General features: G+C 38.7%; 13 protein-coding genes, 1 pseudogene and 1 riboswitch. Of the genes and pseudogenes, 8 read left to right on the plus strand and 6 right to left on the minus strand.

Annotated features, from left to right (window positions below; translation table 11 throughout):
- Positions 1-65: 65 nt before the first annotated feature.
- Positions 66-149: riboswitch (ZMP/ZTP riboswitch) on the minus strand.
- Positions 150-215: 66 nt separating this feature from the next.
- Both PH210_RS23115 and PH210_RS23120 read right to left on the minus strand, forming a co-directional pair.
- Positions 216-476, minus strand: a complete 261-nt coding sequence (locus tag PH210_RS23115; RefSeq protein ID WP_289988728.1) for an aspartyl-phosphate phosphatase Spo0E family protein — start codon at positions 474-476, stop codon at positions 216-218.
- Positions 477-1,198: 722 nt separating this feature from the next.
- Positions 1,199-1,978: a PhzF family phenazine biosynthesis protein gene (locus tag PH210_RS23120; protein ID WP_289988729.1), complete on the minus strand. Its 780-nt coding sequence runs from the start codon at positions 1,976-1,978 to the stop codon at positions 1,199-1,201.
- A gap of 149 nt (positions 1,979-2,127) precedes the next feature.
- Between PH210_RS23120 and PH210_RS23125 the strand changes: the two genes are divergently transcribed.
- The 3 genes from PH210_RS23125 (at position 2,128) to PH210_RS23135 (ending at position 4,318) form a co-directional block, all read left to right on the plus strand.
- Entirely contained in the window at positions 2,128-3,027 is a 900-nt protein-coding gene (locus tag PH210_RS23125) for a DUF6843 domain-containing protein (protein ID WP_289988730.1), read from the plus strand.
- Between the two features lie 106 nt (positions 3,028-3,133).
- Positions 3,134-3,700: an LOG family protein gene (locus PH210_RS23130; RefSeq protein WP_289988732.1), complete on the plus strand. Its 567-nt coding sequence runs from the start codon at positions 3,134-3,136 to the stop codon at positions 3,698-3,700.
- A 348-nt stretch (positions 3,701-4,048) separates the two neighbouring features.
- Complete coding sequence (locus PH210_RS23135) at positions 4,049-4,318, plus strand: hypothetical protein (protein ID WP_289988733.1); 270 nt, start codon at positions 4,049-4,051, stop codon at positions 4,316-4,318.
- On the opposite strand, the gene PH210_RS23140 is transcribed toward PH210_RS23135, so the two are convergent.
- Positions 4,305-6,893 (minus strand): penicillin-binding protein 1A, encoded by a 2,589-nt coding sequence (locus PH210_RS23140; RefSeq protein WP_289988734.1) that lies wholly within the window; start codon positions 6,891-6,893, stop codon positions 4,305-4,307. The genes PH210_RS23135 and PH210_RS23140 overlap by 14 nt on opposite strands.
- A gap of 559 nt (positions 6,894-7,452) precedes the next feature.
- On the opposite strand from PH210_RS23140, the pseudogene PH210_RS23145 reads away from it, so the two are divergent.
- Positions 7,453-8,398, plus strand: a pseudogene (locus tag PH210_RS23145) (aldo/keto reductase family protein).
- 180 nt (positions 8,399-8,578) lie between these two features.
- Here the strand turns inward: PH210_RS23145 and PH210_RS23150 are convergent.
- Both PH210_RS23150 and PH210_RS23155 read right to left on the minus strand, forming a co-directional pair.
- Positions 8,579-9,376: an HAD family hydrolase gene (locus tag PH210_RS23150; protein WP_289988735.1), complete on the minus strand. Its 798-nt coding sequence runs from the start codon at positions 9,374-9,376 to the stop codon at positions 8,579-8,581.
- A gap of 188 nt (positions 9,377-9,564) precedes the next feature.
- On the minus strand, positions 9,565-11,034 hold the full coding sequence (locus tag PH210_RS23155) for a DNA/RNA non-specific endonuclease (RefSeq protein WP_289988736.1): 1,470 nt from the start codon (positions 11,032-11,034) through the stop codon (positions 9,565-9,567).
- A gap of 302 nt (positions 11,035-11,336) precedes the next feature.
- Here PH210_RS23155 and PH210_RS23160 point away from each other — a divergent pair, with 302 nt between their 5' ends.
- The 4 genes from PH210_RS23160 to PH210_RS23175 all read left to right on the plus strand — a co-directional run bounded on the left by PH210_RS23160 (position 11,337) and on the right by PH210_RS23175 (position 15,587).
- The gene (locus PH210_RS23160; protein ID WP_289988738.1) at positions 11,337-12,113 is read left to right on the plus strand and encodes a class I SAM-dependent methyltransferase; all 777 of its coding nucleotides are present in this window, start codon (positions 11,337-11,339) and stop codon (positions 12,111-12,113) included.
- Between the two features lie 199 nt (positions 12,114-12,312).
- Positions 12,313-12,999, plus strand: coding sequence for a response regulator transcription factor (locus tag PH210_RS23165; RefSeq protein ID WP_289988739.1), 687 nt, complete (start codon positions 12,313-12,315; stop codon positions 12,997-12,999).
- A complete protein-coding gene (locus PH210_RS23170; protein WP_289988740.1) occupies positions 12,974-15,079 on the plus strand; it encodes a sensor histidine kinase in 2,106 nt (701 codons plus the stop codon). Before PH210_RS23165 ends, PH210_RS23170 begins: the two co-directional genes overlap by 26 nt.
- Before the next feature lie 181 nt (positions 15,080-15,260).
- Complete coding sequence (locus PH210_RS23175; RefSeq protein ID WP_289988741.1) at positions 15,261-15,587, plus strand: hypothetical protein; 327 nt, start codon at positions 15,261-15,263, stop codon at positions 15,585-15,587.
- A 43-nt stretch (positions 15,588-15,630) separates the two neighbouring features.
- On the opposite strand, the gene PH210_RS23180 is transcribed toward PH210_RS23175, so the two are convergent.
- Positions 15,631-16,398 (minus strand): TSUP family transporter, encoded by a 768-nt coding sequence (locus tag PH210_RS23180; protein ID WP_289988742.1) that lies wholly within the window; start codon positions 16,396-16,398, stop codon positions 15,631-15,633.
- Between the last annotated feature and the right edge of the window lie 516 nt (positions 16,399-16,914).

Raw genomic sequence — 16,914 nt, forward strand, 5'->3', positions numbered from 1 at the left:
CTCCAGGAATGATAATAAAAAAGAGATAAGGACACTATCCTTATCTATAAAAAGGATAGTACCCTTATCTCTGCCCAGACGACCCGACATTACCAATCACAGCTTCCTTGTGGTCTTTTCCACGGATGTCGTCAGTTACTGTGACTGCTTCATTTATAACAAAAAGATAACACATAAAAGAAAAATGTCAAGATGACCAAGTGGACGTTGGGTATTCAGTTAATAAAAAAATATCTGGATTGAATCGATAAAATCCTATGTAGTTGTTGAATAAAAATAGAGGGAAGGTCAACGTAATGATTTATTGATTTAGTATGTTTAGCATCCGATAATAACCTATTATAATCGTTCAGTAGTTTGTCTAGTTCTTGGCTGCAATAGATCGTTTCTTCATCTTGAAGTCCTTTAGTCATTCCTAAATGTATCATTTCGGCCCTTTTCTCATTTATTGCCGCTTCAAAGTGTTCCAGTCTCATTGCAGATATCACCTCGTAAATTCCAGTAAACTTTTAGTAAATTAAATTATCTTAATTGAGATGAATTATAGCATTCTTTGCCGAATATGGAATAGATTCGATAAAACAAGATAAAAGGAGACAAAAATAGACGAAGAGTGAAGGTGTTCTTTTTCATTAGTTAACAAATTCCATCAAGATTTGACAAATTCACGACGTTTATTTTAATAGATGTTAAAAAAGCTAATTTGTCAGGCTTTTGCGTGGTTCCTGTGGCTTTATCGATGTGATATAAATCATAAGTTATTTGGGGATTTTTTACTCAGGAAGTTTTTCAAGCACTTTATCAAAAAATGGCGGGGACGGTTCTCATGGAGCGTTCGTCATGAAGACAATTCCAGGGCCGGCAAACCGAAAACTGTCCTCATGGAGCGTTCATGAGGACAATTCCTAGGCCGGCAAACCGAAAACTGTCTTCATGGAGCGTTCATGAGGACAAATCCTAGGTAGGAAAACCGAAAACTGTCTTCATGGAGCGTTCATGAGGACAAATCAAAGGTAGGCCAACCGAAACTGTCTTCATAGAGTGTTCATGAGGACAAATCAAAGGTAGGCCAACCGAAAACTGTCTTCATAGAGTGTTCATGAGGACAAATCAAAGGTAGGTCAACCGAAAACTGTCTTCATGGGAGTGTCCATGAGGACAAATCCCAGTCAGGCAGACCGAGAACTGTCCTTCTAGCCTACTCCAGATATAAATCCGCAATCGAATAGAGGGCGGTCTTGCCTGCCATCTTCACTCGGGTATCTTCATATTTACAGTAGAGTGTACCGCCTCTTTTGGATACCTGCTTGGCTGTCATTTCCTTTTTGTCTAGTCTTTTTGCCCAATATGGAAGTAAGCTGCAGTGCAAAGAACCTGTTACGGGGTCCTCATTTATTTTTAACTTTGGGAAAAATCCTCTCGAAACAAAGTCAAATTCAGTTCCTTTAGCGGTGATACAGACACCGAGGCCATCCGGTAATTTTTCTAATTTTGCAAAGTCCGGGTTTGCGTTGACCACGGCTTCTTCCGATTCTAATACCAATATCAGGTCTCTGTTGATATAGGCTTCGATCGGTGTGACCCCCAACGCTTCGATAATCAGTTCCGTTACTGGATATTCTTTGGATGCAACAGCGGGAAAATCCAACTCATACAAATCACCGATTCTATTTACCGTTAGCAATCCGCTCATCGTATCAAACTGAACGGAAGCCAGTTCCTTTTCATAATAATTCATAATAACAAAAGCGGTGGCGAGGGTAGCATGGCCACAAAGGTTGATTTCTCCTCCTGGAGTAAACCATCGCAGCCGATAATGAGCACCTTCCCCAACAGCAAAGGCGGTTTCGGATAAGTTATTTTCGATGGCAATTTTCTGCATCAAGTCATCCGAAAGCCAATCTTTCATCACACAAACTCCTGCAGGATTGCCTTCAAAAATTTTCTCCGCAAAGGCGTCAACTACAAAATATTTCATGAATTCATCCCTCCGTGAGTACCTATGGTATTTACTATTGAGATAAGTATAACACTCAAACAGCAAAGTTTTTTAATAACTAGTAGAAGAATACCTGAAATTATATACTTAGATTAATAGAGTTGGTTACAAATATAAAGGAGATAAATATGACGAGAAAGTTAAAATCAGCATTATTCTCAACCCTGATGTTGAGTGGATTATTTTTTCTGTCTGGAGTCATTGAGGGATCAGTTGGAGCATTTAGTATTGTCGTTTTGTTTTATGCCGGAGTGGGGAACTTTCTTTATGGCATACCTGTATCATTTTTATCAGATTATCTTACAAGAAAACTATTGAAATTTAGGTTCATGGTGGCAGGATTCATACATCTATTATTCGGTACTTTAACAACTTTTGTCATTGGCGGTCTTGGCATTTTTGCTGTGGTTTGCTCCTTGCTCTTTTTCTTATTTGAAGAACTGCAAAGGAAGAACCGTTTACAATTTAAGGTCAATAGAAAAACGATCTTTATTAACGGGATCATAACAATCAGTTTGTTCTCGTTAGGGATATATGGGTTATGGCATTCTATGGGTACAAATTCTGAAAAGGAAACAAATCAAATCTATTTAATTCCTAGTGGTTATAAGGGTTCTATTGTGGTTTACTATGATGTTTCGAAGGAACCCCCTTTAAAGAAAGAAGGCAAATTTTCAGTCATTCCCGTAAAAGTAGAGAATTTAGAAGCCTTAGCGGACACAGATATAGAACAATATGGTATTACATTGACTTCTACACCTATGAATGAAGATGGGGGTACCATTAATGACAAATATTATTACGTAGACGAAACGGGAAAAAGAACGGAAATAGACCAATATTGTATCTCAAATGGTAGCAGTGGTTCTTTTTCAGCTGATAATGAGAAGGAAATTCAATATACAACTCTTCAAATCACAAAGACCGATTGCAGTGAGGAGTTTTTTCTAAATGGTAAGGACATTTATCATACTCAAATGGATGAGGTACATGATTACTGGAGGAATAATTTATTGGCAGAAAATTAATTTGAGCCAAGAGGACTGTCCCTTTGGTGGCTATTGGTGATTAGCAGAATTAATAAATGGGAAAAATATGAGAAAGCAGACAGTAAAAAAATCTAAGGAGGTAACAGTGAAACGTATAGCGGTTTATTGCGGTTCAAGTTTCGGTGCTTCAGAAGCATATAAAAATGGAGCCGTTCAATTGGGAAAAGAGTTGGCTAAACGGAACATCACGTTGGTTTATGGCGGTTCGAGCAATGGTTTGATGGGTGCAGTGGCGGATGCTGCACTTCAAGAAGGCGGGCATGTAATTGGTGTTATTCCTAGGGTATTGGAAGAACGTGAAATATCTCATAAAGGTTTAACGGAGCTGCATACGGTTGAAACGATGCATGAGAGAAAAGCAAAAATGGCAGAACTGGCAGACGGGTTTATTGTGCTGCCTGGCGGGGCCGGAACACTTGAAGAGTTTTTTGAAGTGTTCACCTGGGGTCAGATCGGCTTGCATCAAAAGCCATGCGGCATCCTAAATATTCATCACTATTACGACCCGCTGATCAGTCTGATTGATCATATGATCAATCAGAAATTTTTACAGGAGAAATTCCGTGCTATGGTGATATTCGAAGAACAGCCAGATGGTTTGCTTGATCAATTTTCCAAATATGTACCGCCATCGATCAAAAATTTCAAATAGGAGAGAAGTGTTCGTGCACTTCTCTTTTTTTTATTTTCCCTATGTAATAGGCTTTTTCGCATATTTAATCAAACGTTTGATTAGTTTTGAGAGAGTGTGATTTGTTAAGGATTGTCAGTTTATTATAATGGGATTTCCCAAAATCTTAACAATTAATCCAGTAAAAAAAGAGCTAACAAGCTCTTGTTTTTGTTCGTATTAGCCCCACCTTCGCTAAATACGGTGATGTTCACATTAACCATCCAACCCAGTATAATTATACAATAAAACGCTTACATATTCAACGTCTATTCATAGACTAATATTTTCCATATTAAGAAATCAGAGGGGCGATTTTGGGAAGCGTTCATGAGGACAAAAACAGGGCCGGAAAACCGAAAGCTGTCCTCATGGAGCGTTCATGAGGACAGAACTCAATCAGGAAGAACCGAGAACTGTCCTCATGGGGCATTCATGAGGACAAAACCAAAACCGGAAAACCGAAAGCTATCCTCATGGAGCGTTCATGAGGACAAAAAACAGACCGGAAAGCCGAAAGCTGTCTTCATAGAGTTCATGAGGAAAAAACCAAGACTGGCAAGCCCAAAACCGTCCCCGTGGTGTTCTACTGAACTGTAACGGAAGTACCGGCCGGGGCACTGGTACCCGCAGCATTTGATGCTGTTACCGAAATGATATACGTTTGACCTGGCTCCGGTCCACTTAACGTTGCTTGTGTTTCTGAGGTAGGCGCCAATCTATACGTATTGCCCTTCACCGTAAATGAAACGGTAAATTGGACATTTTGAGTAAGGTCATTATTGTTGGTCCAGCTAATCACAATATTATTAGAGTTTTTATCGAAGTAAGCTTGTAAATTGCTTGGACTGATTGGTGCTGCTGCTGCTGCTGCTTTTTCTTCAACAGTTATGGAAACAGAAGCTGGATCACTTTTTATCCCATCAGAGATGGCAACGATCGTAAATGTATATGATTTTCCTCTTTCCGGGCTTTGAAGTGCAGCTTGCCTATTACTTGTAGATGTTAATTTTGTTGTATTTCCATCCACTGTAAATGAAACATCATAGGTTGGTTCTGAACCAGTTTCAGAAGCGTAATTCCATGATAATTGAATGCTATCTGAAGCTTCATCATATTTTGCTTGAACATTGGTTGGTTTATTCGTCTTAGGTGGCTGCGGCTTTTCTCCGCCTTTTACATAATATTCCTTGCCTAATTTTCCAACACTGGCTGGCTGCGTAAATGCTTCCGTGCTGGTAGCTGCTTTTGACATAATCGCTTTAAAGGCTAATTTAGAGAAGTTGGCGCTTTTGCTTCCTAAAAAGTCATCCTTAGAAGTAGTTTGAGTGTAGCCTGTCCAAACAGCACTGGTGTACTGCGGTGTATATCCTACAAACCAGGCATCTCTTGTCGCATCATTGGGTAAGCCATATTTCGTTATTGCAGATTGATCGAAGCTGGTGGTTCCGGTTTTTCCGGCTATATCAAGACGAGGAATATTTGCCATGGTTCCTGTACCTGAATCCACAACTGTACGTAACATGTCTGTGATAAGGAAGGCCGTAGAATCCTCCATTACTTTCTTCTTACTTGAAGCTAAACTCATTTCCGTTCCATCATGATAAATGATTTTGGAAACAGTAAATGGTTTTGCATAGTAACCGCCATTCCCAAATGCGGTATACGCTCCCGTCATATTAAGAGGAGAGGCTGCATCAATCGCTCCAATAGCATTGGATTCATTTGCTTTTTGGGCTTCTGTAATCGGAAAACCAAGGCTATTGGCAAAATTAGTGGCATAGTCTGCTCCTACTTCCTGATAGGTTTTTAATGCAGGAATATTACGTGACCATTTCAGATGATCTCTAATCGATTTATCCCCTGCATAGGTATGACTTGCATTTCGAATCGGGGCTCCATTTGAGTAGTGATACTTTTCATCTTTTATTATGTGCCCGGTAGACCATTTGAATTTTTCAATGGCTGGTCCGTAGTCAAGAATGGGCTTAATCGTAGATCCCGGATGACGTTTAATCTTAGTTGCATAGTTAAATTTGCCGGTGCTATAATTTCTTCCTCCTCCAATCGCCTTAATGGCTCCAGTCTGGGTCTCTGCAATGACAATCGCTGTTTGGAGATTACCATTATTCGGAAAGTTGATATAATTATTTGTTGAAAGAACATCTTCGGTTACTTGCTGGATTTTAGGATCAATAGTTGTATAAATTTCCAATCCATCTTCAAAAATATTTGCCCCTGTTTTTTCTTGTACCTCTGTAATGGCCGTATCAACAAAGGCTTGATATTTATTTGCTGGTGGTTGTTGAATATTTAATGTACCTTCAATTGGTGTATTTTGTGCTTTCTCCATTTCTGCTTTGGAAATATATCCATGCCTGTTCATATAATAAAGAACCATATTTCGGCGTTTTTTGGCTGCGTCAAGATTACTTTCAACCGTTGGTGTATAGTTATTTGGACTTTGTGGAATCCCGGCCAGGAGTGCAGCTTGTTCCAGAGTTAATTTATTTAATTCATCTGGATCAAGTCCAAAGAATCTTTGAGCCGCCTTTGCGACACCATAAACATCATTACCATATAAATTTTTGTTAAAATACATTTCCAGAATTTGATCTTTCGAGAACCTTCTTTCTAATTGAATCGCTAAATACCATTCCTGCACCTTTCTTGTAGGGGTTTTTTCAATTGATAAAAAAGAATTTTTCACAACTTGCTGTGTAATCGTACTGCCACCCTGAGAGGAACCAGTCGTAATATTCGTCCAAATGGCAACGAGTGTACGTTTCACATCGATTCCATGATGCTGATAAAAACGGGCATCCTCTGTTGCCAAAACAGCATTTTTTAAGACATCAGGTATTTGCTTAATCGTAATTTCATCCCGTTTTTCTTTACCGATTTCGGCAATGAGGGTTTTCCCATCACTAGCATAAAACCTTGATGATAAAGGATCTTTTAATAGCGTTTCGTTAAATTTAGGAGCGTCTTTTATAATCCATGCTAAAGCGCCGCCTCCTGCCAGCAACAAAACTATTCCTAATGTAAGACAAATATATAAGAACTTTTTCCAAAATCCTCTTCTGGGCTTCTTGTTCTCTTCCTTTGAAGAGCTTTGCTGCTGTTCTTGTATGTTTTTTCTTCGCTCAGTCCGAGAACTATACTCTTCTGACATGTTCCTTTCTCCTGCCTTTCAAAAATGCCATAGAGACGTTACTGCTGGTTTTATATTTAATGATTCCCTTTTAGAAAAACTCAATGCTTTATTACAAAAAAAAGAGACTTAAAACAGTCCCTAATTTATATTAATAAACTTTTTAATTCCTAATGATTTTCTAAAAGGTATTGCTTAATTTTATGAAATCGAAACTTTTTCCTTAAAACTTCACTGTTTTCATCATTGTAGGAGATTCTAGTTTTGTAGTAACTAATAATAATTTGATGTATGAACCACTTTATAGTTTTCATTAACACCACGCTCCTTTTTTTGAATATTCTAGCAAAAATATATTAAGAACTAATGACAGAGATGTAAAAAATTCAACAAGAGTTGGTTTTAAGGGGGCTAATCCCCACTAGGCTAGATATGAGAATATTACTACCAATGGGTGAGGCATTTCTAAAGAGAGCAGTCCCCGCAGAATTTTTTCTAATGGCATTCCAAATAATGGACATAAAGCCAAATCATATAGTATTTTTATTTTGTATCACGAAATTTTTTGGGAGGGATCAATATGGAATACCGTCGTTTAGGAAAAACAGGACTAAAAGTGAGTGAAATAAGTTTAGGCAGCTGGCTTACATATGGTGGGTACGTAGAGGAACAAAATGCCGCTGCTTCTATCGATAAGGCTTATGATCTAGGGATAAACTTTTTTGACACTGCCAATGTTTATATGCGCGGCGAGGCAGAAATTGTAGTCGGAAAAGCACTAAAGAAATACGTGCGTGATTCCTACGTTTTAGCCACAAAGGTATTCTGGCCAATGGGTGATGGGCCAAACGACCGGGGGTTATCCAGAAAACACGTCATGGAACAATGTCATGCGAGCCTAAAGCGCCTGAACACAGATTATGTGGACATTTATTATTGCCATCGTTTTGACCAGGAAACGCCGCTGGATGAAACTTTAAGGGCCTTGGATGATCTTGTTCGCCAAGGGAAGGTATTATATATCGGGGTTAGTGAATGGACAGCTGAACAAATTACAGAAGCGGTTCATCTTGCAGACAAAAAGCTCCTTGACCGAATTGTTGTGAACCAGCCGCAATACAGCATGCTTCAACGGTATATTGAAAAGGAAGTTATCCCAGTAAGTGAAAAACATGGCATTGGCCAAGTCGTTTGGTCTCCCTCTTGCCCAAGGTATTTTAACTGGTAAATATCTGAAGGGGGCTCAGGCTCCTGCAGGAAGCCGTGCATCACAGGAAAAATACAGTAACCTTTTTGGATTACTCACTGATGAGAATCTCGATAAAGTGGAACTATTAAAAGAGGTCGCCAAAGAAAATGATATGTCCCTTGCCACCCTGGCATTAGCGTGGATTTTACGACAACCAAATGTATCCAGTGCGCTTGTAGGGGCAAGTCGTCCTGAACAACTAGAAGAAAATGTAAAAGCAGCGGGCGTAAAGTTAAATGTTGAAACCCTCGCTCGAATTGAGGATATTTTAAGATAAAGCTAATAAATTTAATAAAAAAATCTCCGTCAAAAGTTAAGTTTTTATTAAGAAAAAAAAGCTATGATTAAGACAAGCTTTTTCAAGACCCCCTTTTATATAATTATTGGATGCCCTCGAGGATTGTTTTCGAACAGTCTTGGGGGCTATTTTTTTTGAAGGGGGAAGATCTTGTGGTTTTTAAATCGCAAATGATTTATATGATTTAAGAAGATAGCGTTCAATAAACTCAGCTAATCCATCATTTTCGTGGTGTCCGGTAACAAAATCGGCTGCTGCTTTAACCTTTTCGCTAGCGTTCCCCATTGCCACACCAGTACCGGCATGACGTAGCATCTCAATATCATTGGGTCCGTCTCCAATGGTTACCACTTCATTTGGGCTAATTCGAAGTTCGGGTAGTAAGCTTTTTATTGCAGACCATTTGGAAACATTAGGAGCAAGCAGCTCAAACCCGTCATTCCAATCGACGACTTCTGCTTCCTCTTTAAACAAAGCGGAAACTTTCGGACTAGCCGTACCTGTTCGAACACTATATTTAAGCACATCTTGATAATTTGCCTGTCTTAAATCTCCAATATACTGTGGCGGAATTTGCCCAACTTTTGTCCAATACTCGATTTCTTCATTTGTTTCCTTGCAATAAACCCCGTCTGCTGTATGGATGATAACATTCCAAGGATTTTCAGCAGTCAGAAGATGAAATCGCTCGTCGTTCAATCGGACAGTTTTCTTTTGCAATACTCTTCGTGTCTCTGCATCGTGGATAGCAGCACCATTTAAACAGATCATAGGTGTTCGTATTCCAATTTCTTTATGGTAAGGAGCGGTTACTTCATAGTGGCGGCCCGTGGCTAGAAAAACCTTAACTCCCTGATTCATGAGTTTATAAATTGCTTCCTTATTTCTGTGTGAAATGTTGTTTGAGGCTTTAAGTAGTGTACCATCCATATCAATAAATATCGCACGCACATTCATTTATTCTGCCCCCTCATTCCGTTGTTAAGGCAATCATATCATCTGAATATTAATGGTTAGTAAACGGAGTGTATAGTTTGAATGAAGTTTATTATTCTGGGTTCGGCCACAAAAAAACAATAAAGCTGCCTAAAAATCATTTTGAAAAAACGATCTTTTAGACAGCCTTTTGGATTTATTTATGCGGCTTAGCTCGTAGGGCCATTGTCAACATTGGCCTCGATGCTGCCTTGGATGCTTGTCGAAATTGATGATAGGAAATTATAGCCAGTCAAAGATTCAATCGAGTCAACACTTACCCTGTAGTTGCCCCAAGGTTGACTCGAAGCTGTTTGATCATTCGGCAACATTACAGCGATTACTCTTGTTGAAGTGGATACACGGCTAATATCATTAGTTCCTTTAGGCAATACGACGATTACCTTCCATACTTTTGCGGGCACGACAACTCCATTCCCTACTGTCGTTTTATATCCATTTGACCCGGTACCGCCACTTCCGTAACCTCCGGAAATAATATATAATTCGTTTCCAGCTGAAACAAGTTTACGGGAATATTCCTCTAAATTTTCCCATGTAATCTGGTTGTTATTTGGAGCTTGAGGGAGCATATTGGTCATCAAAAACGTAGCTGAATTGTTGGCAACAGAAGATGTACGGTCTCCAGATGGAGTCATGTGCCCTCTGTCAAATCCGCTTCCAGAAAATTCAGTAGCAGTAACCTGATACCATCCCGACGGCAATGTGGTATCTGCACGGAAGTCATCCTGACGCGGAGTGCTTCCAATATCAGAGGAACCTAAATGCCAGCTAACCCAGTTAGGCTCGTGTTTGCTATTGTTGTACGATAGTGTATATTGCGGCTTAGTCATTAAATAATTATTGGAATTGGTTGTAACAGCAGTAGCGCCACTTGGATTCCCCAGCCCCATATTATCATCATCAACACCTGTTTGTGTTGCAGGTTCAGCTGGTGAAGATGAATTCTGAGGAGCTAAGCTGCTTGTAATCACTAAGTCATTTGCATTATTGTTTGTGTCCCAGCCGTTACCTTGCCCCTGAACGGTTCCACCGTTATTGTCTTTACGTTCTGCACTTGTAGTAGCAGATAAGGTACCTACTGGAGATGTTTCTGAATTATTGGCAGAACCATAGCCCACAAAATCGATAACATTTGAATCAGTTGAACCAGAAACCGAGGTGGTGACTTTTGCCAATGCAACTTTTCCACTGGTGGCACTTAAGTTAATCGTATCTGTAGCATTAGCAGTCGGTAAATCAACCGTTCCGCCGCCGCCGCTAGCCTGTTTGATTAAATAGTATTGATGTGCACCAATACTGCCTGATAAATTGGTAATGCTATTGAACGTACCGGTTGAAGAGGCATATTGGATAGACCATCCAGACAAGCTAACACTAGAATTTGTAGGATTGTAGAGTTCAATATAATCATTTTTATAGGATGAGCCACTATTTCCTCCACCGCCATAAACTTCACTGATTACCACATTCGTTCCCACAGCAGCCTGTGCAGGTTTAATATTTAAATTTGCTATGGCACCTGCAAACACGAGGCACGTAGAAACAAGAATGGCTGCTTTTTTCATTATATTTCCTTTGCCCTTTTTAGATGTTTTTTGTATTCCGCTTTCGTGCATAAAGAGATAACCTCCTATTGATTTAGGAAAATGATATTGATAGAAAAATAGAAAATATTTAATTTAGCCTAATTCGTTCAATCACAGTTAGTGTTGTGCACCTCCTTGCTAAAATTTACAATAGCACAGGGATTTTTGTAAAAATATTAATTTTCTGTAAAATAATTCTACCTCTTCATGATTTCTCCTCTTGATGTTGATAAGTTTTTTGCACTGATTTTAAGAGAAGACCAATCTATTTTTTAAGAGTAAAACTCATATAGGGAATATATAATGAAATTAGCAAAGGAGGCGGTATTTATTTGGAAAATAAAAAAGTCTTTAATGATATAATCTCTGATTATGCAATAGCTCGGCCAGGTTACCCAACTGAGTTGTTTAGGGATATCATCGATTATTCAAAAATAAAGAATGATGCCAAGATACTTGAAATAGGTTCAGGACCAGGCCAAGCTACAGAGTATTTTGTGAAAAATCGATATTCCATTACAGGATTAGAGCTCGGAGAAAAACAAGTAGACTATTTATTAGAAAAATACTCTGCATATCAAAATTTCAATGCTTTATGTACGTCCTTTGAGAATTACAATGGCGAACAGGAAACATATGATTTAATAATTTCTGCTACCGCTTTCCATTGGATAAAGCCCGAAGTTGGATACCCTAAAGCATACAACCTGTTAAAAAGAAATGGAGTAATGGCCGTTTTTTGGCATTTGGCATCTATCATTGAGCCCAAAACTGAAATGTTGAATCAAATAAGAAATATATATCGAAAATATGCTCCGGACCTTGATGACTATATAAGTGTAGATGAAGCTGAAGATTTGCATAATCTAAGAATTTCACAAATACAAGTCCATCATTTATTCAATAATCCAGTGTCTAAGATTTATAGATGGGATGATGAATATACTACACAAAGATATATAAGGTTGATGAATTCTTACTCCGACTTTCATGATATCGATAAAGATAAGCAAAAGGCTATTTTTGATAGTGCTGCAGATTATATTGACAGTAACGGAGGTAAAATAGTTGTCCCACAAGAAGTAAGATTATATATGGCAAAGAAGTGATTCCAAAGTTGTAAAAAGAACCAAAATACGCAAGTAGAGCCTAAAATCTTAGGCTCTTTTCTTTTTTTTAAAAAGAGACGTTAAGAAAATCTTAAGATTTACATCATGTTTTTGATAAGATTTGCTTGATATGATTCTTTTTGTAGTCATACTAAAGGGTGATAGAAATGGTAACCGCCATAGTTGGGAGTGAATATCCGTGAATTTGTTGGTTTGTGATGATGATAAGGAGATCGTCGATGCGATCGGGATTTATTTAGAAAATGAAGGATATCAAATATTTAAGGCATTTAATGGTTTGGAAGCGATCGATATCATCAAAGATCATGAGATTCATCTTATTATCATGGATATTATGATGCCCATGATGGATGGGTTAAGGGCTACGATGAAAATTAGAGAAGCAAATAATATCCCTTTAATCATGCTCTCTGCTAAATCGGAGGATTCGGATAAAATTATCGGATTGAATTTAGGGGCAGATGACTACATAACCAAACCGTTTAATCCCCTGGAGTTGATTGCAAGGGTAAAGTCCCAGTTGAGGAGATATACCACATTGGGAAGTCTTGAAAAGAAGAAGAATGTTTTTCGGACGGGGGGACTGGTCATTGATGATGAAAGTAAAATCATCTCGGTTGATGGGGAGGAGGTCCATCTTACACCGGTGCAATATAAGATTTTGAAATTGCTGACGGCTAACGCCGGAAGAGTCTTTTCGATTGAGGATATCTATGAAAGGGTATGGAATGAAACCGCGTTTAGTCCGGAAAATACCGTATCCGTTCATATTAGAAAAATAAGAGAGAAAATCGAAATCAATCCGAAGGAGCCAAAATATTTAAAGGTGGTGTGGGGAGTTGGATATAAAGTTGAAAAAATATAGCCACTTATTAACAACGAAAATCATTGTATTTATGATCGCGGTCGGTTGTTTTACGGGTATCATCAAAGCGATTGTCCAGGTTGAAGTTGTCAACGATGGTTACTTCAGCATGGTTATGGAAGATGACTACTTTCGCAGCCATGCATTTATTAGAGTAAATCAAAAGGTCGTGGACAATCTCGCTGCCCTTCTCAGAGAGTACAAGAGTGAGGACAATATTTTAAAGGGCGGGTCGATTAATGAAGAAACCTTGAGGGTGGAAGAGGAGAATTTATATTCCGATTTTCAGGCTCATTCAAAGAGCTATCGGCCTGATTTAAATGAAGCGGAGAACTATTCCACCTTTAAAAAAGAGTACGCCGACAAGATTGCGCAGGCTCGGGAAAAGTTGATAAAGGATGATTTAAGGAATTATCATGCCATATTGCAAGAGCTCTTAGATCAGAAAAATCCATTGTATTATGCCAGCGATGGTGAAAACGTCTATACGAACACAACGAATTCAGAAAAAAGCCAGTTTAAAACGTATCCTGCCTATTTGGCGTTTGAGGGTTATAAGAGAGATGTTTATCCTAAAGTAATCGAAGAGAATGAGCAATTTCAATGGATTGCAGATCCAATTGAGGAATTGGACCAGGACAAAACGGTAGTTTATATAGCCTTTACAGACAACTTTTTAAACCAGAAAATAAAGGAATGGAATGAAGATAAAGCCGTTGTCACAAAAAACCTTTATATTTTAGCTGCATTTTTGCTAGGGTTCATTCTATCATTTGGCTATCTCATCCTCGTCGCGGGAAGAAGGTCATTTAAAGATGATCAGGTACATCTTTATCCTGTGAACAAACTATACAATGATATCAATATCCTTCTATGTATGAGCCTAATCGCCATTTGGATTACATTAATGGATAATGTGGCACACACAAGTATTGATAGAATAGCCATTCCTATTACCATCCCGATCTCAGCAGCCGTGTTTGGTTTGATTCTCTCACTGGTTAAACATTTTAAAAATAAAACATTGCTGAAACATACCTTGATTTTTGCCATCGTTCGTAAGGCCATAAAAATTGTAAGAAATGTCTATGAGACAGGGAATGTCGGGGTTAAGACGGTATTAATCGTCATTGGTTACCCCGTATTGATTGCATTAACGTTTTTTATGTTCCCGGTTACGATTGGTCTGGCAGCCTGGTTTGCCTATAAAAAGGTTAAGAGTTTTCAAGCCATCCAGGATGGAGTGGAGAGAATTAAGGCGGGCAGTCTTCATCATCGAATCAAGGTGCCAAACCGTGGAGAGTTTAAAACACTTGCTGCCAACATCAACAGCATCACGGATGGACTGAAAGAGGCTGTGGACAGTGAGCTCAAAAGTGAGCGCTTAAAAACGGAGTTAATCACCAATGTTTCTCATGATATAAGAACACCATTAACATCGATTATCACCTATGTGGATTTACTGAAAAGCGAAGAGGTTACGCCAAAGGCTGCCGAATATATCAATATCTTAGATCAAAAGTCGAAAAGACTTAAACTATTAACCGATGATTTGTTTGAAGCAGCCAAAGCGACGAGTGGAACTATTTCTGTTGATTTTGAGAAAATTGATATCGTGTCTTTAGTTACCCAGGGACTTGGCGAAGTGAATGATAAGATAGAAGACTCGAATTTGCAATTCAAGCTGAATCATCCCAAGGATAAGGTGTATATTAGCGCGGATGGAAAATTACTATGGCGGTCCATTGAAAACTTATTATCGAATATCTTTAAATATGCGCTCAGGGGTTCCAGGGTATATATCGATATCGAGGATGCAGGTAGTGAAATTCAGCTTTCCTTTAAGAACATTTCCGCCTATGAGTTAAATATTTCAGCAGACGAATTAATGGAACGTTTTAAGCGCGGCGATGAATCCAGATCCAGCCAAGGCAGCGGGCTTGGTTTATCGATTGCGAAAAGCCTGATTGAAGTTCAAAAGGGGAATTTTAATATCCATGTCGACGGAGATTTATTTAAGGCGGTTATTACTTTTCCTAAGATGACAGATTTGCAATCGAAAGTTGTGGAAGAAAGTTAATTTCGAGTACCCACGTAGGAAAAAGCATATATAAAACAAGCATAAAAGCAGTGGATTTCACACACGAAATCACACTGCTTTTCGCATTTTTAAGAGGGTTTGTATGTAGAACTTAGTACCGTGCCGTGGGTGATTACATATAATAAGTGAATTTATTAAATTTATACGAGGAGAAAATTTTATGCTTACAGAGGCTGATGCAATTAGAACAGGCCGTTTAATTACGGTAATGCTCCTTGGTCAATCGCCCACACGATGTGATGAAATACAAGAAATAGGGCATTATCCGGGTACTGGAATTACGCCTGCTCGAATTTTTCTTAGAGAGGGGAGAAAACCCGGAATGGAAAATATGTACTGTATACAGGGTGTAGGTAAAATATGGAGTTTAAATAGAGTGATTCTTGACAATTTTTCTAACACTGTAGAGATTTTTATAAATAACCATTTTGTTAGGAAAATTCGGGTCAAAGATTCCTCAGGGCATGGATGGTATAATATGCATTGATAAAGCCGATATGAATTATCATATCGGCTTTTACTTTTAGAAGTTAATGAATATAATCATAAATATTTTTCGCGAGCAATAAGCAGGTTACGGCAATAAACAGGGCACGAACATAACCGCTTCCTTTTTTGATCGCAAATTTTGAACCTATAATCGCCCCAACAAGTTGGGCAACCCCCATTATGAGTCCATACGTGTAATGGACTTGTCCTAAAAACATAAACATCAGCAATCCAGCAATATTACTGCCAAAGTTTAAAAACTTCGCGTTTCCTGCCGCCTTTAAAAAATCAAATCCGATCAATAAAAAAGAAAAAATTAAGAATGAACCTGTTCCAGGACCTATAAATCCATCATAGAAACCAATTGCAAAAATCGCCAGCATAAACATCATATAGCGGCGGAGGGACAATTCTTTAGGAGCCGATATGCTGCCCCAATCTTTCTTGAAAATAGTATAAACAGTGACCGCCGCGAGCATGATCAACATTAATGGCTTAAGCAATTCAGGGTTCATTAAATGAACAGTCCAAGCACCAATCATCGAGCCAATGAAAGTAAGTGGGAATAATTTCAACACTGATTTTATCTCGAGTTTACCAGAACGATAAAACATAATGGTACTCGTTAAAGAACCTATCGTTCCTGCCAATTTATTCGTAGCAACTGCTGATGCTGGATTCAGTCCTGTAAATAGTAACGCAGGCAATGCAATTAGCCCGCCGCCCCCTACAACCGAATCAATAAATGAAGCTAAAAATCCAAATAAAATCAAAATCATTAATAACGATGGGTCTATGTCTAGATGCATACAATCAGCCTTTCCTTTGGTGACTACTAGTATAGTACCTGATTATTGGCTGATTGTCATTTTGATGTTGTGAATTGAGAGTGCCCGAAATTTGGTCGGAAAACAGGTCTCTTGTTATTAAGAGGAGTTTTTAATGCCCATGATCAAGGAAAAATTGCCTCAACGGTAATTAAGAGGGAGTCCAAATGCCCGTGATCAAGGAAAAATTGCCTCAACGGTAATTAAGAGGGAGTCCAAATGCCCATGATCAAGGAAAAATTGCCTCAACGGTAATTAAGAGGGGCTCCAAATCCCCGTGATCATGGAAAAATTACTTCAACGGTAATTAAGAGGGGCTCCAAATCCCCGTTATCATGGAAAAATTACTTCAACGGTAATTAAGAGGGGCTCCAAATGCCCATGATCAAGGAAAATTGCCTCAACGGTAATTAAGAGGGGCTCCAAATGCCCATGATCAAGGAAAAATTGCCTCAACGGTAATTAAGAGGGGCTCCAAATGCCCATGGCCCGTCCACA

Origin of the sequence: Paenibacillus sp. BSR1-1, from assembly GCF_030403775.1 — a bacterium.
Lineage (GTDB): Bacteria > Bacillota > Bacilli > Bacillales > Cytobacillaceae > Neobacillus.